Source organism: Levilactobacillus acidifarinae DSM 19394 = JCM 15949, assembly GCF_001434835.1.
Lineage (GTDB): Bacteria > Bacillota > Bacilli > Lactobacillales > Lactobacillaceae > Levilactobacillus > Levilactobacillus acidifarinae.
The window spans coordinates 4982-29902 of sequence record NZ_AZDV01000023.1 but is presented as its reverse complement, the minus strand read 5'-3'; the positions used below and the strand labels follow the sequence as shown (position 1 = coordinate 29902).

Genomic DNA, 24921 nt, shown 5'->3' with positions numbered 1-24921 from the left:
AACCATATTCAGTCATTATAAGAACGCTCCCATTGCGCTGTTTTCCCGGTTATGCTTGCGCCCCCCAAACCCCAAGAAACCGGTTGCTTTTGAATAATTGAGTCTAAGAAAATTTTCTTTTTCGGATTGTTCGTGTTATAAATAACTTGTGACAAATTTCGCATATAAGGAGTGGGTCTTCGATGCACAAAGCAACTTGGGGTTGGCTGACCGCCACGGCAGCCGCTTTATTTTTCCTGGGAGGTACCAGTCTTAACGCCTCCGCCAAGACGTACACCCAACACGGTAACGCCCTGGCCAATTACAACGTGGCGCACTATAAAACGGTAAATAACCGGAACCTCTTCGTTCCGCGTTATAGTTTTACCGGTTACGGGTCAGTCATGACCAGCACTAAGGGCACCAAGGTCGGGTTCAAGACCGATATCCTGTTACCCGATCAAATCGGTTGGCAGAATCCCCAGAGTCTGGTGATGGACCGTACCGGTCATACCATGTACGTCCTGAGTACCCACCACAACGACCGGGGCTTCATCGCCAAGTACAACCTGGCCGCCCTGCGGAAAATGGGCGCGACCTCATCCGCGTTAGCCCAGGCCGACAAGGATCGCGCCAACCACGCCCTGACGGCTAAGGATAAGGCCATCCTGAAAAACGTTAAGGTGGGACCAGACTTCGCTTGCGGTCACGGCCAATCGTTAGCCCGTAATCCCAAGAACGGTCAGCTCTGGTTCGTAGGCGCCACCGCGATACATAGTAACGTCCAGCAGGTCAGCACCAAGACCTTAAAGCCCGTCAAGCGGATCAACTTCATGTTGAAGAACACGGTGCCGATGGGCGAAAACCTAACTTTCGACAAGCACGGCAACGCCTACTTCTACACCTATTCCAACGGTGGTTGGGCGCCTAAGGGTACCGTCAAGATCTACCAGGGAAAGATCCACAGTAAGTTCGTGAACTTCCACCTGATCATGCAGGGCCTGCGCCACAACCCCGGGACCAAAAGTCAGTCGCTGGCGTACAACGCTAAACGGAACCGGCTGTACTTCATCAGTGACGGCAGTATCTCGTCCGTGCCCGTCAGCAAGCTTGGCCACCTCAAGGAAAGTGACGTTGAGGCCACGAACCTGAACGGCAAGCGCGAGTTTGAAGGCCTACAATTCACCAATAACGGGACGGGTTACCTGTTGACCAACCGGCCGGCTCAGGTCATGAAGACCACCCGCGCCTTCTAACGATAACTCCGTTAAATTAGTTTATTTTGACGCAAAAAAAGGAACCAAGTTTTCGTATCCCCACGAAAACTTGGTTCCTTTATTGATAGACGCGACGACCACGAGGATTTCGCTCGCCGGTAAGGTCTTCCCGGCCACCATCCCGGTGATGATGACCCATTGCTAGTCAGACGACAAAAGTTGACCGTGCAAAAATTAGACGTTGCACCCGGGGGTCGCCCCAGATGAGGGGAATACTACCCTAAAAAGCCGCGATGGTCTCGCTTCTCATTATACGAACATACGTTCAGAATGGCAAGCCTTGTTTTTCCCCGAAGCTGTGACCAACTCCGGTCACCTCGCCATCGGCGTAGACGGTGATCCGGTTCTCTCCCGCATCACGGTGGGCAAATTCTCGATGCCCACTGCGCCCACTTTACCGCCTGAAACGTTATTCGTCAATTCAACTTGCGGCCGTTAATTAATCGACCCCCGCTAAACGTTGGCCAGTCACGCTTTGACCGTTCTCAGCAAATTCTTAGGATTACCGCCACTGAATCAACTGGCGGTTAGCCGTGATGTAGTGGCCGTTGGTCAGTTGATACCGGGTAACGTGCCCCTGAAAGACGATCTTCTTCACCTTTAACGTGGTCTTCGGCTTGATCAGCTTGACGCGCTGGCCGGCCTTTAACGTCGCGTGGCGGTATTCGTAGATGCCGTGCTTGGCAATCACCTTGACTTGCTTCGTCGTCCGTTGGTAATACAGATTATGGGCTGCCACGGTGGTGCGAATGTAGCCACCCTTGACCCGGTAGAACTCTTGTCCGTTCTTTAGGGTCACGATTCCCGTTACCTTAAAGTGTGGCGCCGTGGCCCGACTGTGGGTGCCATAACTGTGCTTAACGGTCAAGTCGGTCACGTTACGATACAGCTTAAAGGCCTTCGTCACGTAAATATTTTTGGCATAACGCTTAGTTTGCATCGTGGGGACTACCGTGGGTTCCGTCACGCTAGGTTGGGTTGCCGTTGGCGCGGTAGTTGCTGATGACTCCTGAGATGGTGCCGGCGTTGCGCTTGGCGTCGTCGGGGTTGTCGTGGTGGATTGATCTTGAAGTAATTTGAATTGGTGGTGTTGTTCGAACAGCTCGCCGACCTTCATCAGCAAAGGATCTTGCCCCTTAGCGGCGTTAAATTGCACGCCTAACGGCAGACCACTGGCTGAAACGTAGGTCGGTAAACTGATAGCCGGTTCGCCCGTCAGGTTAGCCTGCTGGGTGAACGGCGTCTTACTAAGGCCGTGTAGCCAAGCATCGTAAATCACCTGCATCTGCTGGTCAGCCGGAATATTTTCCATGTTTTCCAACTTGGCCACGTCCGCCGGCAAGACCGCCGGATCACTGACTAACGGCGCCGTGGTGGCCGTCGTTGGCGTCAGCAGAAGTGGATAGGTCTGATGGAACGTCGCCATCTTCTCGGCCGCGGCCGCAATCTCGGCGTTGGCCGCCGCTCTTCGTTCCGTAGTCACATTTTTACTAGCTTGATACAGGCCCCAGTTCATGGGACTCACGTCATCCTTGGTCATCGCCCGTTTCTGGTAGAACTGGGTTAAGTAATTTGACAGGCTCCCTACCGACGTATCCAATAAGTAATAGTCCTTCATCAGGGCCACGCCGTCGACAGGTGGGTCGACTTCCTTGACCTGGAGCCCCTGCTGCTTCAAAAAGCTGACCGCTTGTTGAACGGCCCGCACCGCGTCAGCGCTGACTGGCGTGCCGACCGGCGACTTGGTGGTGTACGCCACCGTCAGCCCCTTTAAACTTTCGGGGGCCGCCGTGGTAGCCGTCTTAGGATTCTTCAAGGCCGTAAATAGGGCTTCGGTATCCGCCATAGTCTTAGTTTCGGCGAAGTTCACCCCGTGCGCCGTAGCCGAGGAACTATCACCTAAGATCACACCTTGGGTGGGCTTTAACCCAATCAGTCCCGACCAGGACGCGGGAATCCGAATCGACCCCCCGGCGTCATTCCCGGTCGCCAACGGTACCATGCCGTCGGCCACGCTGGTCGCGGAGCCCCCCGACGACCCACCGGGCTGGTAGGCCGTGTTCCAGGCGCTATGCGCAGCGCCGTAAAGCTTGGAATCCGTAATATTTAATAAGCCCATTTCCGGAAAATTCGTTTGACCAATTACGATGAACCCGGCCGTCTGGAGGTTACGGACCAACGTTCCGGTAACTCCGGAGATGACATCCTTATTGGTCAGTAGGCCCTGGGTGTTTTGGCCACCCTTGATGATCTGGCCTAGCCCCTTAATCAGGATGGGCACGCCCAGAAACGGCTGGCCGGTGTCCTTGAGGGCGGCCGCTTCTTGCAACGCCGCGTCCTCACGTAACGAGATGACCCCGTTTAATTGGGGATTATCCGCCTTGACCTTCGCGATGGCTTGCTTGACCAACGCCGTACTGGTCACCTTGCCCGTGCGAACCTCCTGGGCAAGATCCAGCGCTGAACTCTTGTGGTACACCTCGGCAGCTAAGCCCGCCTGAGTCGTGGTCGGTGTTGCCACCGTCCCCGTAGACCCAACTGCCTGCTGGAGTTGACCTGCTGTGACGTTACTGCTGGTCGTCGTGGCGTGGGCTGGAACCGCCAGCCCGCCAACCATGCCGACCGTAACCGTGGTCAGCGCGAGGAGTAACCAGCTCCTAAAGCGCCGCCGCGAGTGTTGCCGTCTATTCGTTACCATAACCTAATGAACTCCTTTCATTTTCACCACATTTCATAGTTTACGTGTTTGGCCGGTATTTGAAAAGCGCTTTCACTTAAAAACCGGCTAAAAATTTTAGTGGCCGCCTTAAAGTCGTTGCCACCACCTCTTTACTTGAAAGTTCCAACGAAAAAGATCGTTTAATCTATCAACGACCACCCTGCTTTCGAGTCCCAGCAACTATTAGTAAATTGTTAAATCAGCACCCCAATTAGTGAGCTTACGGTTGGCTTGTCCCAAGAACCATGTTAGAATGAAGACTGTAAAGTTAGGTCTTAGTCAGCTTAACTTCTCAAATTTATGACGAATTCAGCTCGCCTACCGCACCAATCTCGTGGACGGGCTGTTTCCGATTTAACCGTCTTTTACGATGGTGACATTAAATTAAAAGTGTTACATAATTCTATAAAAAAATAGCCACCGACGATCAATTCGTCGGTGGCTATTTTACGCTTTTAAATTATTCGTAAGCTAAGGCTTCAATTGGATCCAGCTTAGCGGCCCGGCTCGATGGCGCTAAGGCAGCTAACAGGCTAATCACAATCGCGACGACCACCCCAAAGATCAGGTAGTTGCCAGTAATGCCAATGATACTGTAACCGATATACTTAGTCGCCACGTTGTTGGCGAGGACCGCCACCAGTTCGGTGAAGGCCAACGCCAAGACGCTGGAGAACAGTCCCAAGAAGAAGGCTTCCGACAAGAACAGGTTCTTAATATCCCGGCGCCGAACCCCTAAGGCCCGCAGAATCCCAATTTCCTTGGTTCGTTCCGACACGCTGATGTAGAGCACCACAATAATCATAATCGCGGAAACTAACAGCGAGATGCCGGCAATCGCGGCTAACACGTAGAAGGCCAACTGAATGTAGGTATTCAACGTCGACACGATGGCGCCGGCCCCGGTCAATTGATACTGGGCCTTGCCGTTGCTAGCCTTCATCGCCTTGATCTTATCCTGAACGCTAGTGACGTGACTGAACCCGGCGATGTCGACCGTCGCAAAGTTGGCCCGGAAGGTCAGGTTTTTGTTCTGGTACATTTGCTTGATGGTGTTCAGGTTGGTCTGTAACTGACCACCACTACCATCGGTAATCCCGCTGACCGTCAATTTCTTGGTCATGACGGTCGGAATATTGTTCTTATCCATCGCCGTCAGGGACACCTTAACCGTCTTGCCAACCAGCTTATACGGGTGTTTTTTATTGAACTTCTTGGCGAAGTCCTTACCCAACATCACCTCACCGGTCTTCGGCGTGTGACCCTTCTTAACACTCTTGGCCAGCATCTGGTCGGTCACCGTTTGGACGATCTGAGCCGTCGAACTGGTTCCGTTGTGCTGGACCTGCGCGCCTTGCGTGTAGAACCCTAATTGGACCTTTTTGACGTGGTCGAGCTTCTTCAAGCGTTGCACGTCGGCGGCCTTCATTTCAAGCTTCTTGGGACTCTCACTGCTGGTCTTCTGGGCCACCTGCACCGCGGTCGGTTTAATCTGCGAATAAATTTCGTGATTAATGTACCCCTTAACCCCGCGGCCTAAACCTAGCATCAGAATCACACTGAAAATCCCGATCGATGCCCCGAAGATAATCAACAGGTTGCGTCCCAGGTTATAGCGCATGTGTTGCAGCGCCATACGGACCATCGCCATGAAGCCCAGGTGCTTAGCGGGCATTTCGGCGTGGTCGTTAACCGGGAACGGATCCTTTAAGTTTTCGTCGCGGTCGATCAAGCCATCCGCCATGTGCACGATTCGCGTCCCGTGGTCGGCCACCTCTTGCGAGTGGGTCACACAGATGACCAGCTTGCCACTGGCCGCGATGTCGTCCATCAACGCCAGGATTTCTTGGGTGTTCTGCGAATCCAGGGCACCGGTCGGTTCGTCGGCAATGATGATGTCGGGGTCCGATGCCAAGGCCCGCGCAATGGCGACCCGTTGCTTTTGCCCCCCAGACAACTGGTTCGGGTGCTTATGGCGGTGTTCCTTTAACCCCACCTGATCCAGCAATTCGGTCGCCCGGTCGCGCTGTTCCTTACGGCTAAGCTTGGTCATCTGCAACGACACCATCACGTTATCCAGGATGCTCAGGTGACTGATCAGGTTGAAGTTTTGGAAGATAAACCCAATCGTTTGTCGCCGGAACGTGTCTAGTTGCTTCACGGACGCATGGTGTAGCGATTCGCCGTTTAACAACACGTCACCCTCGTACTGGGCGTCCAACCCACCGATGATGTTCATCAGCGTGGTCTTCCCCCCACCGGACTCACCTAGAATCGACACGAACTCGCCGCGGTCGAACTTCAGACTAATCCCCTTCAAGACGGGAAACGGCGTCTTATTCATGTAGTAAGATTTATGAATATTTTTTAGCTCTAAAAAGCTCATAGGTAATCCCCTTTTGATCCAGTAATAGTCTGAACGATAACCTATTTTTGCTTAAAACGCAATTATTTTGCCGGTTTGGTAAACGCCATGCGCATGGCGTCAACCGCGACCTGTGGGCGATCGTGCCGAGTCAGCAAGGTGATCACCGCCACCCCGGCCGCCCCCGTCTGGGCGATAGCCGGTAACGATTCGAGGGTCACCCCACCGATGGCCACCACGGGAACCCGTGACTGCTGAACCAACTGGGCTAAACCGGCCGTGCCAATCACGGGATCGGCGTCGTCCTTGGAAACCGTCGGGTAAATCGGCCCGCTGCCCAGATAGGCGATGCCCTCAATCTGGTTGGCCGTAGCAACCTCGGCCGCCGTCGAACATGACAGGCCCACAAACATCTGCCGGTCGTTAGTCGCTGCTAAGACCTGCTGAATCCGTTCGTCGCTTTGTCCCACGTGAATCCCGTCGGCGTCCAATTTTAGGGCCAACTCGACGTCATCATCGACGATAAACGGCACACTGGCCGCCCGGCATTGCTCGCGTAAGTCGCGGCCTAGTTCTAATCGTTGGTCGGGCGTCAAGTTACTGGCGCCCTTGTCACGAAACTGGTAGGCCGTGATGCCGGCCGTCAACATGGTGGCTAAGACGTCCCGTAAATCACGACCGGGCACGTCCTGACTGCCCGCCACAAAATAGGCCCGGAGTAAGCCGGGTTCAAAGGTTACTGACATTATAGCGTCCCTCCTTGATTGTAAGCCCAATGGTTCAACGGTCCGTGCCCGTGGCCGACTTCAATCGGGTGGGCAATGGCCGCCGTGACGTAATCTTTCCCCAAACGAATGGCCGTTTCAAAATCGGCGCCCTTCGCCAGTTCAGCCGTGATACACGACGACAGAGTGTCGCCCGTGCCGTGGGTCCGCACCGTATCGATCCGCGGGGCGGTCAGCCAGAACGACCGGCCGTCTTCGAGCAATACAAAGTCGCTGGCCTGGTCCGGGATGGCTTCGTGCCCCCCCTTGATGACCACGTTTTTGGCCCCCAGATTCTGGAGTTCGACCGCCGCGGCCTCCATCTCTTCCTTGCTATCGAGCGGTAAGCCCGTCAAGCGTTGGGCTTCCGGTAAGTTAGGCGTTAACACGTCGGCCAACGGTAACAGTTCGTCACGCACCGTCGCCACGGCGTCGTCGGCTAGTAAGGCCGCCCCGCCCTTGGCAATCATGACGGGGTCGACCGTCAGTGGGCCGAAATTATAGCGTTTCAGGTTCTCAACGACGATGTGCACGTGTTCGGCGTCGGCTAACATCCCCGTCTTGCAGGCGCGAATCTTGAAATCGTCGGCTAATGACGCGAACTGTTCGTCGATCAACTGTTGGGGCAGGGCCATGAAGTCCTGCACGCCCTTGGTGTTTTGCGCCGTCACCGCCACAATCACCGCCGTGCTAAAAACGTGGCGTTCTTGCATGGTCTTCAGATCGGCCATGACTCCGGCGCCACCCCCGCTGTCGGTCCCCGCAATGGTTAGCGTTTGGGGAAATTCATTCGTCATTTGTTCGTCATCCTTTCAACCTATTCGTAGGCCGCGACCGCTTCAATCTGGGCCACAGTGGTCTGCTGCAAGGCGTCCATTAATTTAATAATAAAGGTACCGGCTCCCATCTGGGGATCGGCCTGGGCGACCCGTTGCCCGATGGCCGCGAAGACCAGGCAGGCGGTTTGAGCCGCTTCAAAATAATCGTTCTCAATCGCACAGAACGCCGCCACGATACTGGATAGCATGTCGCCGGACCCCACGTGCGTCTGAAACAGCGTCGTCCCGTTGATGACCTGCACGGTTCGGGTGCCGTCGGTGATCACGTCGGTTGGCCCGGACAAAATTACCGTGCACTCGCGCTTCTTCGCGCAGGTCTCGGCAATCGTGACCAGGTCGCCCGCCCCTTCGCCGGCGTCGATACCCTTGGCTTGCCAATCGATCCCGGCTAAGGCCGCAATCTCCCCGGCGTTGCCGCGCAGCACGTCCGGGTGAAAGGCCTTAAACAGGTCTTCGGCCACCTTGGCCCGGTATTTGACGGCCCCCACCGCCACCGGGTCGACGACTAACGGCTTGTGGTACTGGTTGGCCAGCTGGCCGGTCACCTTGATCTGGTGAACCTGTGGCGTGGTAAAGGCGCCCAAGTTCAAGCAAACCGCTTGGGACAGCTGGACCATTTCGTCGGCCTCGTCGACTTCTTCGGACATGATGGGTGACGCGCCAATCGCGTTAATCCCGTTGGCCACGTCTTGGACCGTCACGAAGTTGGAAATGTTAAACACAATCGGATTTTGACGCCGTAGATCGTCCAGTAAACTGACTTTCATTTTGCAAAGACCCCCAAAAATAGTTGTGCTAATCCTAGAATGGTCCGGTCAGGCCACCGAATCTGTCACTTACCGGTCAAAAAAACGGCAAAACGGCCACCCATTCTTACAATGAACGGGTGGCCGTTGCCAGTCAAACACGTTCCCTTCGCAAGCATGGACTTGACAGGTTCAAAGGAATTGCGACAAGGTCACATCTCAGCCCGCACACGGACACTCCTAGTGTTAGTTATATTTAGCATAGCATGTTCACGCGGCACGTCAACGATTCTTAGATTATCGGGTAATCCGTTGGGCTGCTTCACCAGTCAACCGCCAGATGCGGTCCATTGTCTTGTCGGACAAGAAACGTCGCGCGAAGAGAATCTGACTACCGGTTCCGGCGTGATACCGGGTCTTCGGTCGCCGAGCCAACGCCGCTCTATCCACTAACCGGGCAATCACCTGTGGCTCACTGGCGTAACGTTTTGCTGCCACCAGAATTGCCGCGGCCATGGTCGCCGTCTTGGCGTATGGGCCGTCACCCGAGGTATCGTGCAGGTGGGTCGCCGCGATGTCGGCCCATTCGGATTGAATGCTGCCGGGTTCGACCACGGCCACCTGAATTCCATGAGGTTGCAGCTCTAGGCGTAACGTGTCGGAGAGGCCTTCCAAGGCAAACTTAGACGCTACGTACCAACTAGCCATGGGTTGTGCCACCTTACCGTCGATCGAGGTGATGTTGATGATCCGGCCACTATGTTGCTGACGCATCATTGGTAAGACCGACTTGATCAATCGCGCCGCCCCGAAGAGGTTAACGTCAAATTGACCCAATGCTTGTTTGATGGGCACGTCTTCTAAGGCCCCCAACAGGCCAAAGCCCGCGTTATTCACTAAGATATCGATACGGCCGGTCTCGCTAACGATCCGGTCAACCACTTGTTCCACGCTATCGGCGTCCGTCACGTCCAACGCCACCGTGGTGATGCCTAAATCGTCCAAATCATTCATGCGGTCCACCCGCCGAGCCCCGGCATATACCGTGACCCCGTTACGGTGCAGGCTGCGGGCAATGGCGTTGCCAATTCCTGACGATGCGCCGGTTACCAGCGCAACTTTACGATGATGCATGGTCAAGCCCCCTTAAATTTTTCGGTACCTGTGTGTTGGGAAAGACTAAACTAGTGAGCCAAGCGCTTCCAGGACAGTCAGCAACGGGCTGGAACGGAGCGGGCACGGCTTTGAGCCCAAAATTCGGGTCTCAAAGTCCGGCCTTTGTCTAAGCCGGCTATGACCCACCGGCTAAGACAAATTTCGCTCCTGAGCCCATTACTGACTGTCCCTCCAGCTCACACTGGAATTGATAGTAACCTTAATGTGTGATTGCAGTCATTTAATTTTAGACAAGCAAATAATCCTCTCGTTTTACTCAATTAGATGATTGGCCGCGCCGTTGTAAACTACTTACTCACTAATCATCTCAGCCTTCCACACAGGTAACTCAATTGTACCCAAAAGCACAAAGACTGGCTATGAAAGCGGCCTCATTTTAATAATTTTTTTTAGCGGTCAGGCGTCCCACCCCGTCTAACGGCAATCTTTGGTATAATGGTCAAGATTAAGAGGATTCAACTGTCAGTATATAGGAGAAAAAATTCATGAGAAATTATCAAAACCGCGACGATTACCGGAACAACTACCGGCGCAACCGTCGTACCGACCGGCAAGATGCTCCCCAGGTCGAAGTTGAAGAGGGCCAACGCTTCCCGCTAACCATCAAGAAGATGGGCATTAACGGCGAAGGCATCGGCTACTACAAACGCATGGCCGTCTTCGTCCCCGGCGCGTTGACCGGCGAAGAGGCCGTGGTGGAAGTCACCAGCATTTCCCACCGCTACCTGCGCGCTAAGGTCCACCGGATTCGCAAAGCCAGCCCGTACCGCGTCGAACCACGCGATAGCTACGCCGATCAAGTCGGTGGCTTCGAACTCGAACATTTAGCTTACCCGCAACAACTTGAATTTAAACGCGACATCGTCCGTCAATCTCTGGAACGCTACCACCCTTACGGCTTCAAGGACTACGACGTCCGGCCAACGCTGGGCATGGCTGACCCGTACGCCTACCGCAACAAGGCCCAGTTTCAGGTGCGTCAGACCGACGATGGCACGGTTCAAGCCGGTTTGTACGCCGAACGTAGCCATGATTTAATCGACCTGCCCACCTGCTCCGTACAGATGCCCGTCACCATGACCGTGATGCGCGCCTTAGTTGGGATGCTGCAGGATTTAGAAGTGCCCATCTACGACGAAGACCACAACTCCGGCATCGTCAAGACGCTGGTGGTCCGTGCGGCCGCTAACACCGACGACGTGCAGGTCACTTTCATTACCAACTCGCCTAAGCTCCCGCACAAGCACCAACTCCTGTTGCGGATGGCCGACGAACTGCCCCAAGTGACCTCCGTGATGCAAAACATCAACCCGGGTAAAACGTCGCTGGTCTGGGGCGACAAGACCCAACGCCTCGCTGGTGAAGAAACCATCACCGAAAAACTAGGCGGACTGGCTTTTAAGCTCTCCGCACGGGCCTTCCTGCAACTTAACCCGGCGCAGACTGAAGTCCTATACGACCAAGCCAAAAAGGCGCTGGACCTGCAACCCGGCCAAACCGTGGTCGACGCCTACTCTGGGGTCGGGACCATCGGGCTGTCATTAGCCGACGTGGCCGCCGAAGTCCGGGGGATGGACGTCATCCCCGAAGCCGTGGCCGATGCCAACGCTAACGCCGAACTTAACGGCATCACCAACGCCCACTACGAAGTCGGCACCGCCGAAGACCTCTTACCTAAATGGGCCGTGGCCGGGTTCCGGCCGGACGCCATTGTGGTCGACCCGCCCCGCACCGGTTTAGACGGCCACTTGATGGACACCATCCTGGCCATCCATCCCGAAAAATTAGTCTACATCTCCTGCAACCCGTCGACGCTGGCCAAGGACTTAGACACGTTAACCGACGACTACCACGTCGACTACATCCAGTCCGTGGACATGATGCCGCAAACGGCCCGGTGTGAAGCGGTCGTGAAGTTGTCCCAGCGATAGAATAATAGGCAACGCACGGCTTTCGTGTTAGACTTTTAATAACGAATTTTGTTAGAAAGTTGGCTAATCTCATGCAAGATCCTTTTAAGGGCTTTAACGATGATGACAATAACAACAACGGTAACGGCCCTCAAGGACTGCCGTTACCCCCGAATTACGCCACCGTCGTCAACCCGGAAACCGGTAACCTCCGCATCGCGAAGGTTGGATTCTCGTGGACCATGTTTTTATTCCACCCGTTTCCCACCATTTTCCGTGCGGATTGGTATAACCTGCTATGTATCGTGGGGGTAGAACTCGCGTTGCAGATGCTGTTCAACATGTTCGTTCCCGGTGATCAACGGGTCGCTGCCACCGGGAGCGTTGAGTTAGGCATTGCCTTGCTCTGGGGCGCCATCTACAACATGATGTACTACAAGCACCTGTTCAACCTGGGCTTCGTACCGGCCGATGACCGGTCACGCGACCTGCTTACGCGGGCGCACTACTGGAAACCCAAATCAACCGATTAATAACGAACCGCTCCTGTGAAGGGAGCGGTTTTTGTTTTGCGCGTGATTTCCCAAATTTTACTTAAGTCCCCTATAAGGATTTGATAAACACCGTGAACCTTGATATGCTATATAAAAAATTCAGTTGCCCGCTTCGCTGACAAGGAGGACCCTTCCCATGTTGACCCAACGGACGTTCAGTCTACTCACCCGTACTTTTAAAGGCATCATCATCGCGCTTGGCTTCATTTTCCCCGGTGTTTCCGGTGGCGTGCTCGCCGCCATTTTAGGTCTCTACGAACGCCTACTGGGTTTCATGGCCCATCCCCGCCAGCGGTGGCGGCAAGACCTCCCGTTCTTCTTGCCGGTCGGCCTCGGTGGTATTTTAGGCGTCGCGCTGCTTTCCGCGCCGTTGGCCTATTTGCTGACCCACGCGCAAGTCATCGTCCTGTGGGGCTTTGCCGGCGCCATCATTGGTACCCTGCCCGCCCTCCTAGCGACCGCCACGCAACATTCGCGCCGTGACCTAGTCGACTGGCTATGGTTCGGCGGAACGCTTCTGGTGGGAGGCCTGGGCCTGTATAACGTTAGTCACCTGGGCACGCTACCCGCCAACTTCATCGGCTTCGTGGTGGCTGGTAATTTGATTGCCTTAGGCGTGTTGGTGCCCGGTCTCAGTCCGTCGAACCTCCTGTTGATTTTGGGCCTATTTTCCCCGATGCTCCTGGGGTTCAAGAACCTCGACCTGCTGGGCGTCTTCCTGCCCATCGCCATCGGTGGACTGATCACCATGGCCCTGCTGGCGAAGGGCATCGAATACCTGATCGACCATCACCATTCGCGGGTCTACCACTTCATCATTGGTCTGGTGGTCGCTAGCACCGCGCTGATTCTGATTCCCAACGCCCACGCGGCCGAAGGCATTTCTTACGCCGGTACCACACCGCTGACCTGGGGCGCAAGTCTCCTGGCGGCCGGGGCCGGGATTGCCCTGGGCTGGTGGATGAGTCGCTTGGAAGCTAAATATAAATAACCTTAAAACGGACGTGATCCTCAGCTGAGGATCACGTCCGTTTCGTGCTTTACTGGTTCGGTAAGGCTAAGACCAACTCACACGCTTCATCTTCACTGGCGACGACACCCACGTGCCAATCGTCGCCCAGACTAGCTAACTTAGCTGGCGTCCACCCCGCCGTGGCCAACGCTTCGTGCAATTTAGCCACTCGTAAGGCGACCGGGCCACCATATGAGGCCAACCAGTAATAATTCAGATTATGACTGTAGCCAAAATCATAACCTTCCGGGAAGCCCTGAATCTGCGTGAAGTCCGTCTTCGCGATTGGCAACGCCCCCACGTCGATCACGTCATGATATTCCGGATAACCCCGCGGCACGTTATAGAGGTGCAATGCTTCTTGGGACAACCGCAGATCGAGTTTCGCTTGCGGAAAAGCCTGGAGAATGCCCCGGGCTAACTTTTGTTCGGGTGCCGTGCGGATATATTGCGCATAGGCCGCCGTCGTCTTAAATTTATCCGGTAGCCTGGTGACATACGGCGCTAAATAGCCGTGCCAGATTAATCCCGTGATCGACTTATCATAGGTCGTGACCTCGTCGTAAACACCCGAACCGGGTTTTTCAATCTTCTTCGTGACGTACCAGGTCGTTTTCGGAAAGTTCTTCAAATCGTGTAACTTCTCCGTATGCCGCAAATTCCACAGGTAGACGTTGCGCGTCGTGGCCGTGGACGCCAACGGCGGGTCCGTGAAATCACCGTTCGGATTGGCCGTGCGGTAGTTCCACGTAACGGTGGTCCCCCGCTGCCAAGTCGACGGCCGTTGTTGGGCAAACGCCGGCCTGGAGAATCCCCCGATGCTACCGGCAACTAACGCGGTTAAGAGCAACTGTGTGACTTTCATTCTGACTCCCCCTTACACCTCCCAGTATAGGGCCAACCGGATGGGGTGAATCCTCAACGATTGGTCCCCACACCGACTAAAAAACCGCTGCCCCACGGCAACGGTTTTCCCTTAAGTTTACTTATTCGTCGGTGTTGATGACGTCGGTTGGTCACTCAAGTCGGCATCGTTGGTCAACCGGTCCATCTTGCGTTGTAGATCTTCGTTCTTAGTCAACGTCGACCAGGCCTCCAACGTCTGTTGCCAGGCCTCGTATTCGGCCTTCGAGACCATCACCACGTTGGGATGGTGCTGCCGCTGCACAACCACCGCACCGTTATGCTGATTAACCCAATCGGCATAGTGGGCAAAGTGTTTGCGTAGTTTCTTAGTCGTGGTGTCCTTCATTTGTGTCATGGTTACTCCCCCTTCAACGGAATTCCCCCAAAGTCGTTAGGGCTTAAACGTCCGGGTCGCTTTGACGGCTTGTTGCCACCCAGCGTACAGACGTTGCCGGCGTGCTTCCCCCATATCGGGCACGAACAGGCGGCCATCGGCGTGAATCTGTTCGATCTCGTCGAGACTATCCCAGTAGCCGACCGCGAGCCCGGCGGCAATTGCGGCCCCCGTCGCCGTGGTTTCTTCGTCGGCCGCCCGTTGGACCGGTGTATTTAAGATGTCGGCCTGAAACTGCATCAGGTAGCGGTTTCGCGAGGCCCCCCCGTCGGCCATCAATTCGGAAATGGTAATCCCGGTGTCCTGTGTCATGGTGGTCAAGACGTCACGGGTCTGGTAGGCGATCGACTGTAAGGTCGCCTTGACGAAGTCGTTTCGGTTACTCCCCCGCGTCAGGCCAAAGACCGCCCCGCGCGCATCCGGGTCCCAGTACGGTGCCCCCAGCCCGTTAAAGGCTGGCACCACGTAGACTTCGTCGTCATCGGTCGAGGCCATGGCGGCCTGCCGCGACTCGGGGACGTTGTCGATAATCTTCAGGCTTTCGTGTAACCAGCCCAGCGCAGTCCCGGCCACCAGGATCGACCCTTCAAGGGCGTAGGTGACCTTGCCGTCGAGCTGGTAGGCAATCGTAGTCAGCAGGTTGTGCTGAGACGTTTGCGGCTCGTGGCCCGTGTTCATCATGGCGAAGGCCCCGTCACCGTAAGTGTTCTTGACCATCCCCGGCTTGATCGCCAGTTGGCCCAGTAAGGCGGCCGATTGGTCCCCCATCAACCCCGCAATTGGCACTTCGACCCCGTAGAACTGGAAGTTCTGGGTCACGCCGTAAACCTCGGAACTGGATTTCACGGCCGGCAACATCGCCGCTGGAATGTTCAACCAATCTAAGACGTCGGTATCCCATTTTAACTCGTGGATGTTAAACAGCATGGTCCGGCTGGCGTTACTGTAGTCGGTCACGTGAATCTTACCGCCCGACAGCTTCCAGGCTAACCAACTATCGACGGTCCCGAAGGCCAGTTCCCCTTTCTCGGCGCGCTCCTGGGCCCCGTCAACGTGATCTAAGATCCACCGAATCTTGGTGGCACTAAAGTAGGCGTCGACCACCAGTCCGGTCTTGGCCTGAATTTCGGCTCCGTGATCGACGGCGAGTTGTTTGGCCAACGCGGCGGTTTGTTGACTCTGCCACCCCACGGCCGGATAAATCGGCTCGCCGGTCGCCTTATCCCAGACAATCGTGGTTTCCCGTTGACTACTGATCCCAATCGCCTGAATGTTTTCCGGGTGAATCGAGGCGTCAATCAACGCGCTGGCAATCACCGACAGGACACTGTTCCAGATTTCGTTGGCGTCGGATTCGACCCAACCGGCGTGCGGATAGGATTGATGAACTTCCTTGTACCCCTCAATCACCTTGCGTCCGCTGTGGTCAAAGATAAAGGCCCGCGTACTACTGGTCCCTTGGTCAATCGCTAACACGTAGTTTTCCGGCTGCTTTAGTGCCATATGTAAAACTCCCTCCAGTTTCCCGTTCGTTGTTTCGGAAACGGTTTCAAATTCGCTGCACTTATCATATCACGAAGTGTGCGCGACTCGGGAAAATTTGTTTTTTCCGGCGCCGCCAGCCCACTGACCAAACTAAACGGTTAGGTGTTGCCCCGCCAGAAACGATGCGGCAAAGTCGCTGTCGGTCTTGACCTGCTTGCCAAACTCGTCGATGAGCGCGTGGAATTCCTGACAATCACGTAGCCCCAACGGAAACTGGGCCAACACTTGTTTTTGAAACGCCGGGTAGGTCTTGGGCATCGTGGCGCCCAGCCAACTGAACAACCGCCGCGCGTAGGTGTCGACCATAAACGTCCCGTGATCTAGCGTGTACATTAAAATGTAGTCGGCGGTTTCGTTACCGATCCCGGTGATAGCCAAAAGTTCGGCGCGTTCCTGGCCCCCGTCGCCGTGCTTCAACGCACTCAGGTCATCATCGTGATCACCTAACCACGCCGCAAGGCTCAAGATAGCGGCGGCCTTGCGCCGGTAAAACCCGCTGCTTTGAATCAACGGTGTGATGGATTCTGGCGTTAATGCGCGTAACCGGGTCGGCTCAAAACCCGTTTCCCGTTTAAGGTTCCGCAGGGCCGGTTCAACGTTGCGCCAGTTGGTATTTTGCACCAAAATGGCCCCCAGCATGATTTCGACTGGTGTCTCGGCCCAGGGCGTTCCCGGCTTCAGCCAGGGCTGCGGCCCCATGGCCCGGGCCATGGTGTGATACAGTTCTTCAATGGTCATGATGTTCCTCCAATCTGTTTTACGTCATATTAGTTAGGATAAAGTTGATAGTCTCCAGTTTCCCCTCCGGTAGCATGATGCGGCCCTTAATTAAACGACAACTACAATCCGGACGAAACGTTTCTTTCCTCATAACTAAAAACACCAGTTTACACTACACATGGCACCTACTTTGATACTCGACTATTATCGTTCATTGACTGCTGATTACGTACTAAGAGTGCCCTCATGATCAGTGTGAGCTGGAGGAGCAGTCAGAAATGGGCTCAGGGGTGTCGTTTGACTTAGCCGACGTTTTTCAGTCGGCTTAGACAAAGGTCGGTCTTCAAGACCTGGTTTGTGGGCTTGAAGCCGTGCCCACCCCGTTCCAGCCCGTTTCTGACTGGTCCGGAAGCGCTGAATTAACCTCTTCAAGACTGGCTCTCCTTTTTACGCTAACGCAAAAAGGAGGCCCAGGTAGGTCTCCTTTCCGTGAACCCTCTAACGATTGGTGTCGGTAACCGCTAACAATCCCCGGCAATCAACGATTACCGCTTGATGGTTAAGCGAATGTCGGCATCCACGTCTTTAGGATGGAGTTCTTCGTTGTAATCAAAATCAGCACTCTTAAAGTAGTGCTTAATTTCCTCGTTGAGTTCTTCAACGGGCCGCACGTCCTTATCCAAGCGTTTTAATAAAAGCGTGTATTCCTTAGAATCTTCATCGACGTTTTCGAAGTGGTATTCAATCGCTTCGGAATTCAAAATTTCTTGAATCAATTGCCGTTCAGTCATCATTTCTACCTCGCTTATATTTAATTTCGTTACACCTACTATTCTACTATAGTTTTTAGTCAATCATTTGTTAATTATTTTATCGCCCCGAATATTTTCGTCCGCTAAATGCCGTCAGGCCCTTTCCCTTTCGTTATCTTTAGGTTAGACTAACAAATAGACTAACTTGAGGAGATGACATTGGTGGCAAAAATGAAGGATTTTGGACAACGAATGCGCTTTTTGGGCTTTTCCATCTTCCTTAACTCCGCCGCTAACGCGTTAACCATCTCCACCAACCTCGGGAGTGCCGTGTGGACCGGGTCATCGGTCAACCTGGCCAGCTGGATTCACGTGCCGCTAGGGACCACGATGTTCATCTACGGCATCGTGATCACCATCATGAACCAATTATTTCTGGGGCGATTCGACCGGCGCCGGTTCGTCTCCAACATCCTCTACATCATCCCGTTTAGCTACCTAGTCGAATGGATCGGCTACTTCTGGAACTGGCTGGGCGTCGGCCAACTGGGACTCCCCGCCCGTATTATCATCGACATCATCGGGCTGACCGGTGTGGCGTTTGCCGTGTCGATCTATCAACGTTGCAACATTATCATGCACCCCAATGACGACCTGTCCTACATCATCCGTTTTCGGTTTCTCCACGGGTCGTCCATCATCGCACAGTGGGCCAGCTACTTGCCACCCGTTACGATTATCGTGCTGTCCTATCTGGCGACCGGCCAACTGCACGCCATCGGCTTCGGGACCATCTGGGCACTCGTCACGCAAGGCGCCGTGATGGGCTGGGCCGACGTCCACGTCTTTCCGCGGTTGAAGCACCACGTGGACATTTAACTATAATTCAAACAAAAGCACCCGCTGATCAACTTGGGCCTTAGGGCCGCGGTGATCAGCGGGTGCTTTTGTTTTACTCGTGAACCGGGATGAATTGAATCTGCAACCGCTGACCGGTCGCCGAGGCAATCTCCGCTAATAGTTTCGTTGAGACATTCATGGAGCCATTTTCGATACGAGCCACTGTCGACTGTGGTTTACCAATTTGCTGCGCAAACGCTCGCTGACTGAGCTGCAAACTATCACGTAACTGCCGGACGGCAACCGCAGCGTCTAAATTCAAATCTTCCTGCTTAACCGCTTGTGCAAACGCTGGCGATGTTTGACCGCGTCGAGTGACATAATCATCCAGTTTATTCATGATGATTCATCCCCCTTTTTAAATAGTGTGTACGCCTTCGCCGAGCCTTTTTAATCTCCGCCATCGGCGTTTTTTGTGTTTTCTTGGTAAAACCTTGCGTAATGACATACTTTGATTCAATAAATCTAAAATATATGGCACGTTGAATATTCGATGCATGTTTTGAACGAATCTCATATAAGTTTTCATCTAACTTCTTAACCCATTTTTGACGTTCCGCAATTAATAAACCATACTCCTCAATTTTTTTAATAGTTTCAACTAACTTAGCAGCATCTTTATCCGATAAGATATCCAAATAGCTTTCAAATTCAGGCCAGTCATAATAACTAAATTCAAGAGTTTTCATAGCTTTATGATAGCGAATTCGCTATCATAAAGCCACTATAACATACTTTTTTCGTTTTAACGATCAATTGGATATTTAAATGATTAAATTCATCATTAAGAAAAATATCTTCTAAACGTTTTATAACAGAATTCAATCAATAAGATATTAATTTATGCTTTACATTATTATTCAATTCAAAAAAGCCCACTCAAGTTGCTAGCATTCTAGTGTAGACCAGAGCAGCAATTAAAAATGGGCAGATGTTAATCGGTATTTTGAATTTACCAAGGCAAAGAACCGTTTGAAAGACCTGATTCACAAATTTCCAGTCGATTTCGTCCGTAACTGGACTAATCCTAAAATGCTATTAGTCTTTTAAGACGATTTTTAATCTTCCGGTAACGTGCCGGTTAAAATAAACTGTTTTATTTCCTTCAACGTCCGTTTGGCTTCCGGGAGTTTGAGCCACAAAATGTAGTCATGGAGCATCGAACGCACCGCGTGGACCGTAAAATCGGTGCCGGTCGCCTGTTCTAACTTCTGAACCAGCCGTTGATCATCGGCCGCCAAGAGTTCGTTGGTGCCGTAATACAACAGAATCGGGCCCAAGTCATCAAAGTTACCGTAGATCGGACTGACTTTGGGATCGGTCACCGGATGATCGCCGGCATACTGATACCCAATCTTCTTTAAGGTCGCCAGCGTCAGATACGGGTCGCGTTTAGCCGCCGCGGTCAGGTCCGGATTCATCATACTCAGGTCGGTCCACGGCGAGATCAGAATCGTCCCGGCCGGCAGATCTTCCTGATGATACTTCAGTTGTTGCAACAGGGTAAGGGCCAAGCCGCCCCCCGCCGAGTCCCCCATCAAAAAGAACTGATCGTCGGGATACTGGGCGTGCAGGTACGCGTAGGCGTTGCCCACAAACGTCAACGTGTCGTCGACCGTCGCCTCGGGGACCAGCGGATAATCCACGTACGAGATGCGCAGATTAGCTTCGTGAATCAACGACGTCATGATCTCGCGGTGACTTGCGGTCCCCTGCATAGTGTAGGCGCCGCCGTGCAATAAGATGATGTGTTGGGGCAACGGGGCCCCGGTCGCGGCGGTCAAGATCCGCCCGCCAAAGATTTCTCGCTCCTTCGTCACGATGTCGGCCGGAAATTTGGCCGGCACCACGGCGAGGTTTCGCCGGCTCGGTTGTAAAAAGGCCTGTTGAATCTGTTGCTTGAGTTGACTATGCTGGGTCTTGAAAAGTAACCATTTCCCACGCAAGCTCACGACTATCACCCTATCTTTTCCTTCGTCAATTTCTCGCACTCTTAGGGATAGTATACAGCGTTTCGGCGCAAAACGCTTGAACTCTCGAAAGGAATCACTAGGCTATTCCCGTGAAAACCGTTAGAATAGAGCCAGGATAACGCTGATTGAAAGGGTGGTAAAACGAATGACAAATAGTCGGATTTTAAAGGTGACGGGCGGCCTCAACTTCCGCGAACTGGGGGGATACCCCACCGTCGACGGGCACACCGTCAAATGGCACAAGCTGGTGCGTACGGCGGGCTTAGATAAGCTTACCGCTGAGGATCAGGATAACTTAGCGCACTACGGGGTCGTCACCGACGTGGACTTCCGGTCCAAAGACGAACGGACCCAGTCGCCCGACAAGGTCCCGACCGGCGCGACCTACCGCTTTTTACCGGTCTTCCCGGACGGCGATGAGACCGACGCCTCGGCTAGCCAGGCCGACCTGGAACGGCGCTTTTCTAGTGACGCCACGGCGGGCTACGAGCACATGCTCGACGTCTACCGTAACATGGTCACCTTAGAAACCGCCCAACACGCCTACCACGACTTTCTGGCGACGTTACTAGCTAACGACCAACCCGACCAGGCCGTGCTGTTTCACTGTACGGCCGGGAAAGATCGCACCGGGATTGGTGCATTCCTCGCATTGAGCGCGTTAGGTGTCGACCCACAAGTCATTCGCCACGACTACCTGTTGACCAACGAAAACGTGGTCCCCGTAGTTGATAAGATGTTAAAGCAGGCACAAGATGCTGGTAAGGGTGACGCCTTTGTCGCCAACATTCGAGCTCTCTCCACGGTCAGTCCAGACTACTTTGACACCGCGATGAAGGTGATCAACACGCAGTATGGCGGCGCACAAGATTACCTCCGTGACGTGCTAGGCATTTCTCACAAAGAGATTGAAACCTTAAAAGAAATTTACCTCGATTAATTCAGCTCGCCAGCGGACGCCCATCTGCTGGCGGCTTTTTTGTCACACTTGGCTTGTGCCGTCTCACCGCTTCTTCTATAATGACTGGGTATTTGCATAAGAAGAAAGGACGATTCCCGTGAAGAAAAAACTAACCTTAGCCCTCCCGTTACTGGGAGCGGCAGCGACCGCCTTACTGGCCAGTGAGCACCTGTTTAATTTCGCGTTCAAACGGGTCAACTACGTCCCCGAAACCTCCGCGGATAAGCAAAAATATGCGGACGCCTATTACGCCTACGTCGACTGGTATCAGGCCATCGACAAGCAGACCTGGTACCTTCACGAACACGACGCGCGTAACCGGATGGTCGCCGAGTACATCCCCGCCGAAACACCCAGTGACCGCACGGTGATCATCGGCCACGGTTACAAGGGGAACGGTGAAACCATGGCAAACTTTGCCCAGATGTACCACAACTTAGGCTTTAACGTGTTATTGCCCGACGACCGGGGGCACGGCGAAAGCGCCGGCAAGTACATCAGCTTCGGGTGGTTGGACCGGTTGGACTACCTCCAGTGGATTCAACAGGTCATCGACCGTAGTGACGGGGCCGTAAAGATTCTGCTGTTCGGTGTCTCGATGGGTGGCGCCACCATGGAAATGTTGTCGGGCGAAAGTTTACCGCCACAGGTCAAGGCCATCATCGCCGACTGCGGTTACTCCAGTGTCGAAGCCGAACTGGTCTATTTACTGAAGCGCCAGTACCATTTACCCAAGTACCCGATTGAGCCACTAGTGTCCACCATTTCCAAACGCCGCCTAGGGTACTACCTAAACGACGTGACGGCGACCGGTCAACTCAAGAAAAATACGCGACCCATCCTGTTCATCCACGGCGAACAAGACGTGTACGTGCCGGTGGGGATGGCTTACGAGAACTACGCGGCGACCCACGCGCCTAAGCAGTTGTGGATCGTGAAGAACGCGTCGCACGCGGAGAGTTTCTGGATCAATCCACAGCGTTACCAACAACGCGTCGTCCATTTCTTGAACACGTATTTTGACCCGCAGCAACCGTTGGCATAGGTCTTAACCAGAATCTAAGGACTTTAGACTTACTTTAAAAAATCGTCAAAAAGTCGTCACGGCTTACCCCATTTTCTATTCACAACTCCCGGGTATAGTTATCATCATAGTAATTCGCCAGTAACGGTTACTAGTCAAAATCTATATCCAATCCCTTTTTGACAGTTTCTCCCCCTAAGAGACTGTCATATCATCACCAGGTCCTCCTCAAACCTGATGAACTCCTCAAATTTGAGTTTCTCCCCCTCATAAGAAACTCACTCCTCATAAAACGTCCCTTCGGCTTCCTCGGCTGAAGGGATTTTTTGTGGGGACTTTTTTCAACTACTATCTGGTCTTTATTATGATATTTATAAGTAGTTTAGCTTGCCATTGACCACAATAATTCTATAATGGAATCGCAAACGTTACATATAATAAACTATCTGTCGATATGATTTCATGTTTTACAAGGAGGAGCCCGTTGTATGTCTGCTAAACGTCCTACTAGTCATTATTTTTTATTCTCTAATGCTGAAGAAAAGTGGATTGAAGCCTCAACTTTATTTCTCAGTCTCAGTATTAGCACCCTAACAGGCACCTCATCTGCTCAGGCCGCCGATCAACTTGCCATTCCCCCCATCACCACTGAATCAAGTTCCGTAGTTTCCGCCACCAGTCACCCATCTCCCGCCGACCACCCCGACGGACCAACCCCTGACTCTTCGACCACCCCGCCTAGTCACGCCAATCAGTTAGGCGCTAAAACTGATAACGTCTCAAGAAAGGCCGCGTCCAAGTCTAACCCTGGCTCCACCGTCGCCCCCAAACTTTCCGAACCAGAGTTACAGACCCGCGTTGTGACTCCTCGTTCAACCCCAACAAACGACGCCACCTCAACCCCATCATCACCAACCCCGACGACTACGGCCCCCACCCCAAAACTCGGTAACGCTAAAACCTGGATTCACGATGACACCCTGCGCGTTTGGCTGGAACGGGTCGCTCAGGACCAACTCCGCCAGATTAAAGTCGGTGATGAAGACGAAGAAGAACCCCTGTATCCGAACATCACGATTACGGACGACAACCTCGCGGACTATGTCGATAAGGTGCCCGCCCTAACCGATGCTAACACGCAAATTCTAACCCCCGATATCCCCCTACCGCCAGCCCCCGTCCCACCGGCAAATGACCATCCCGATGAGAATAGCGTCTGGCCCCACGTTGACATTCCGGATTATCCCGAAATGAAGACGGGCGTCATTCACGATTTGACCGGGATCGAACAGTTTAAAAATATTACTGAGTTTAACATCCAAGATGCTGACCGCATCGACCTCACGCAGCTTAAACATCTATCGCTAGCGTTCGCCCCCCATCTCCAGAAGGTTGTCATTCAGTACAGTCCCATGACGGACGACGGGCAACCCCTAGTAGGCCCGGAACTCGGCCTAAACGTCAATGCACAAGCCTTCATTGACCAACTTCTTCCCCAGAATCCAGAGCTAACCGGTTTATCACTAAGCGGGTTGGGCTTAACGGGTGGCCTGCCCCACTTTGACCAATACCCTAAATTAATGTACGCCAACCTCGTCAGCAATCATCTCAGCGGTCCCATCAACTTTTACCCGAGTTTCATTAAAGACAAGGCGGACATCACCGACGTGCATAACGTCACTTGGGCTCACAGACTAGCCGTCACAAACAACGATTTCACCGGTTATTTACCGGGTGGCAACCTCAAAGGCCAATTCGACTATGCCCAAAACCACATTCTAACAGCCCTCAAAGACACCGGCATCGACGACGATCAGTCCTTTGACATCGGAACGCTTACCACGTCAGCCACCCACCCCATGCTAAATCTCACGCAACTGATCACGCACAACCTCACCGGTGAGCTCAGAGACCATTCGGCAGATACGGTGGGCGAATCTCAAACCTTGACCTTAGCTCCCGCCGCCGGTTTTCCGTTAACGATTTATCGGCTGTCTGGCACTAAACCGAACGACGATGCGGATGATGACGCCACGGCCGACTTTAAGGTGACCCAGACGAACGGTGAGTACATCGTGACGGCGACGTCCACTACCCCCAATGGGACCTACTGGTTTTCTGCCATCCCCAACGGTGATCCGTGGTCTGGGTCCAGCTACTCGGCCGACTTTGTGTTCCATTTAAATAATCAATTAATTCCCCCGAAACCGATGCCTAAACCTAAGCCGCAACCAGAGCCCAAGCCGCAACCTGAACCTAAACCAAAGCCAGATCCCAAACCGCAACCTGAACCTAAGCCACAACCTGAACCTAAACCACAACCTGAACCTAAGCCGCAGCCAGAACCTAAACCACAACCTGAACCTAAACCACAACCTGAACCTAAGCCACAACCTGAACCTAAG

General features: G+C 53.5%; 22 protein-coding genes and 1 riboswitch. Of the genes, 8 read left to right on the top strand and 14 right to left on the bottom strand.

Annotated features, from left to right (window positions below; genetic code table 11):
- The first annotated feature begins 182 nt into the window (after positions 1-182).
- Positions 183-1235: a hypothetical protein gene (locus tag FD25_RS06930; protein WP_057802927.1), complete on the top strand. Its 1053-nt coding sequence runs from the start codon at positions 183-185 to the stop codon at positions 1233-1235.
- 523 nt (positions 1236-1758) lie between these two features.
- Here the strand turns inward: FD25_RS06930 and FD25_RS06925 are convergent.
- The 6 genes from FD25_RS06925 to FD25_RS06900 form a co-directional block, all read right to left on the bottom strand.
- A complete protein-coding gene (locus tag FD25_RS06925) occupies positions 1759-3954 on the bottom strand; it encodes an amidase family protein (protein WP_083484112.1) in 2196 nt (731 codons plus the stop codon).
- A 481-nt stretch (positions 3955-4435) separates the two neighbouring features.
- Entirely contained in the window at positions 4436-6361 is a 1926-nt protein-coding gene (locus tag FD25_RS06920; RefSeq protein WP_057802926.1) for an ABC transporter ATP-binding protein/permease, read from the bottom strand.
- Between the two features lie 62 nt (positions 6362-6423).
- Positions 6424-7086 carry a thiamine phosphate synthase gene (gene thiE, locus FD25_RS06915; protein ID WP_057802925.1) on the bottom strand — a complete coding sequence of 221 codons (663 nt, stop codon included), beginning with the start codon at positions 7084-7086 and terminating at the stop codon, positions 6424-6426.
- On the bottom strand, positions 7086-7901 hold the full coding sequence (thiD, locus tag FD25_RS06910; protein ID WP_057802924.1) for a bifunctional hydroxymethylpyrimidine kinase/phosphomethylpyrimidine kinase: 816 nt from the start codon (positions 7899-7901) through the stop codon (positions 7086-7088). The genes thiE and thiD overlap by 1 nt, the downstream gene beginning before the upstream one ends.
- Before the next feature lie 20 nt (positions 7902-7921).
- The gene (gene thiM, locus FD25_RS06905) at positions 7922-8710 is read right to left on the bottom strand and encodes a hydroxyethylthiazole kinase (protein WP_057802923.1); all 789 of its coding nucleotides are present in this window, start codon (positions 8708-8710) and stop codon (positions 7922-7924) included.
- A 125-nt stretch (positions 8711-8835) separates the two neighbouring features.
- A riboswitch (TPP riboswitch) is annotated at positions 8836-8941 on the bottom strand.
- A gap of 45 nt (positions 8942-8986) precedes the next feature.
- Entirely contained in the window at positions 8987-9823 is an 837-nt protein-coding gene (locus FD25_RS06900) for an oxidoreductase (RefSeq protein ID WP_057802922.1), read from the bottom strand.
- A 527-nt stretch (positions 9824-10350) separates the two neighbouring features.
- On the opposite strand from FD25_RS06900, the gene rlmD reads away from it, so the two are divergent.
- The 3 genes from rlmD to FD25_RS06885 all read left to right on the top strand — a co-directional run bounded on the left by rlmD (position 10351) and on the right by FD25_RS06885 (position 13320).
- Positions 10351-11796, top strand: a complete 1446-nt coding sequence (rlmD, locus tag FD25_RS06895; RefSeq protein WP_057802921.1) for a 23S rRNA (uracil(1939)-C(5))-methyltransferase RlmD — start codon at positions 10351-10353, stop codon at positions 11794-11796.
- A 71-nt stretch (positions 11797-11867) separates the two neighbouring features.
- Positions 11868-12308 (top strand): DUF2628 domain-containing protein, encoded by a 441-nt coding sequence (locus tag FD25_RS06890; protein WP_057802920.1) that lies wholly within the window; start codon positions 11868-11870, stop codon positions 12306-12308.
- Positions 12309-12465: 157 nt separating this feature from the next.
- Entirely contained in the window at positions 12466-13320 is an 855-nt protein-coding gene (locus tag FD25_RS06885; RefSeq protein ID WP_057802919.1) for a DUF368 domain-containing protein, read from the top strand.
- Between the two features lie 49 nt (positions 13321-13369).
- Here the strand turns inward: FD25_RS06885 and FD25_RS06880 are convergent, their stop codons facing one another.
- From FD25_RS06880 to FD25_RS06860, 5 genes are all read right to left on the bottom strand, one after another.
- Entirely contained in the window at positions 13370-14206 is an 837-nt protein-coding gene (locus FD25_RS06880; RefSeq protein WP_057802918.1) for a hypothetical protein, read from the bottom strand.
- Positions 14207-14323: 117 nt separating this feature from the next.
- Positions 14324-14602, bottom strand: coding sequence for a type II toxin-antitoxin system Phd/YefM family antitoxin (locus tag FD25_RS06875; protein WP_057802917.1), 279 nt, complete (start codon positions 14600-14602; stop codon positions 14324-14326).
- A gap of 36 nt (positions 14603-14638) precedes the next feature.
- Complete coding sequence (glpK, locus tag FD25_RS06870; RefSeq protein WP_057802916.1) at positions 14639-16144, bottom strand: glycerol kinase GlpK; 1506 nt, start codon at positions 16142-16144, stop codon at positions 14639-14641.
- A 132-nt stretch (positions 16145-16276) separates the two neighbouring features.
- Positions 16277-16924 carry an endonuclease III domain-containing protein gene (locus FD25_RS06865; protein ID WP_057802915.1) on the bottom strand — a complete coding sequence of 216 codons (648 nt, stop codon included), beginning with the start codon at positions 16922-16924 and terminating at the stop codon, positions 16277-16279.
- Positions 16925-17451: 527 nt separating this feature from the next.
- A complete protein-coding gene (locus FD25_RS06860) occupies positions 17452-17697 on the bottom strand; it encodes a hypothetical protein (RefSeq protein WP_057802914.1) in 246 nt (81 codons plus the stop codon).
- A gap of 183 nt (positions 17698-17880) precedes the next feature.
- Between FD25_RS06860 and FD25_RS06855 the strand changes: the two genes are divergently transcribed.
- Positions 17881-18537, top strand: coding sequence for a DUF6198 family protein (locus FD25_RS06855; RefSeq protein ID WP_057802913.1), 657 nt, complete (start codon positions 17881-17883; stop codon positions 18535-18537).
- Positions 18538-18610: 73 nt separating this feature from the next.
- Here the strand turns inward: FD25_RS06855 and FD25_RS06850 are convergent, their stop codons facing one another.
- The 3 genes from FD25_RS06850 to FD25_RS06840 form a co-directional block, all read right to left on the bottom strand.
- A complete protein-coding gene (locus FD25_RS06850; RefSeq protein WP_057802912.1) occupies positions 18611-18898 on the bottom strand; it encodes a helix-turn-helix domain-containing protein in 288 nt (95 codons plus the stop codon).
- Entirely contained in the window at positions 18891-19247 is a 357-nt protein-coding gene (locus FD25_RS06845) for a type II toxin-antitoxin system RelE/ParE family toxin (protein WP_057802911.1), read from the bottom strand. The genes FD25_RS06850 and FD25_RS06845 overlap by 8 nt, the downstream gene beginning before the upstream one ends.
- A gap of 369 nt (positions 19248-19616) precedes the next feature.
- Positions 19617-20510 (bottom strand): alpha/beta hydrolase fold domain-containing protein, encoded by an 894-nt coding sequence (locus FD25_RS06840; RefSeq protein ID WP_057802910.1) that lies wholly within the window; start codon positions 20508-20510, stop codon positions 19617-19619.
- Between the two features lie 166 nt (positions 20511-20676).
- On the opposite strand from FD25_RS06840, the gene FD25_RS06835 reads away from it, so the two are divergent.
- From FD25_RS06835 to FD25_RS14235, 3 genes are all read left to right on the top strand, one after another.
- Positions 20677-21471 carry a tyrosine-protein phosphatase gene (locus FD25_RS06835; protein ID WP_057802909.1) on the top strand — a complete coding sequence of 265 codons (795 nt, stop codon included), beginning with the start codon at positions 20677-20679 and terminating at the stop codon, positions 21469-21471.
- Positions 21472-21589: 118 nt separating this feature from the next.
- Positions 21590-22537, top strand: coding sequence for an alpha/beta hydrolase (locus FD25_RS06830; RefSeq protein WP_057802908.1), 948 nt, complete (start codon positions 21590-21592; stop codon positions 22535-22537).
- A gap of 467 nt (positions 22538-23004) precedes the next feature.
- Positions 23005-24921 (top strand): superantigen-like protein SSL4 (locus FD25_RS14235; protein ID WP_202814013.1); only part of this gene is annotated, 1917 nt, incomplete at its 3' end.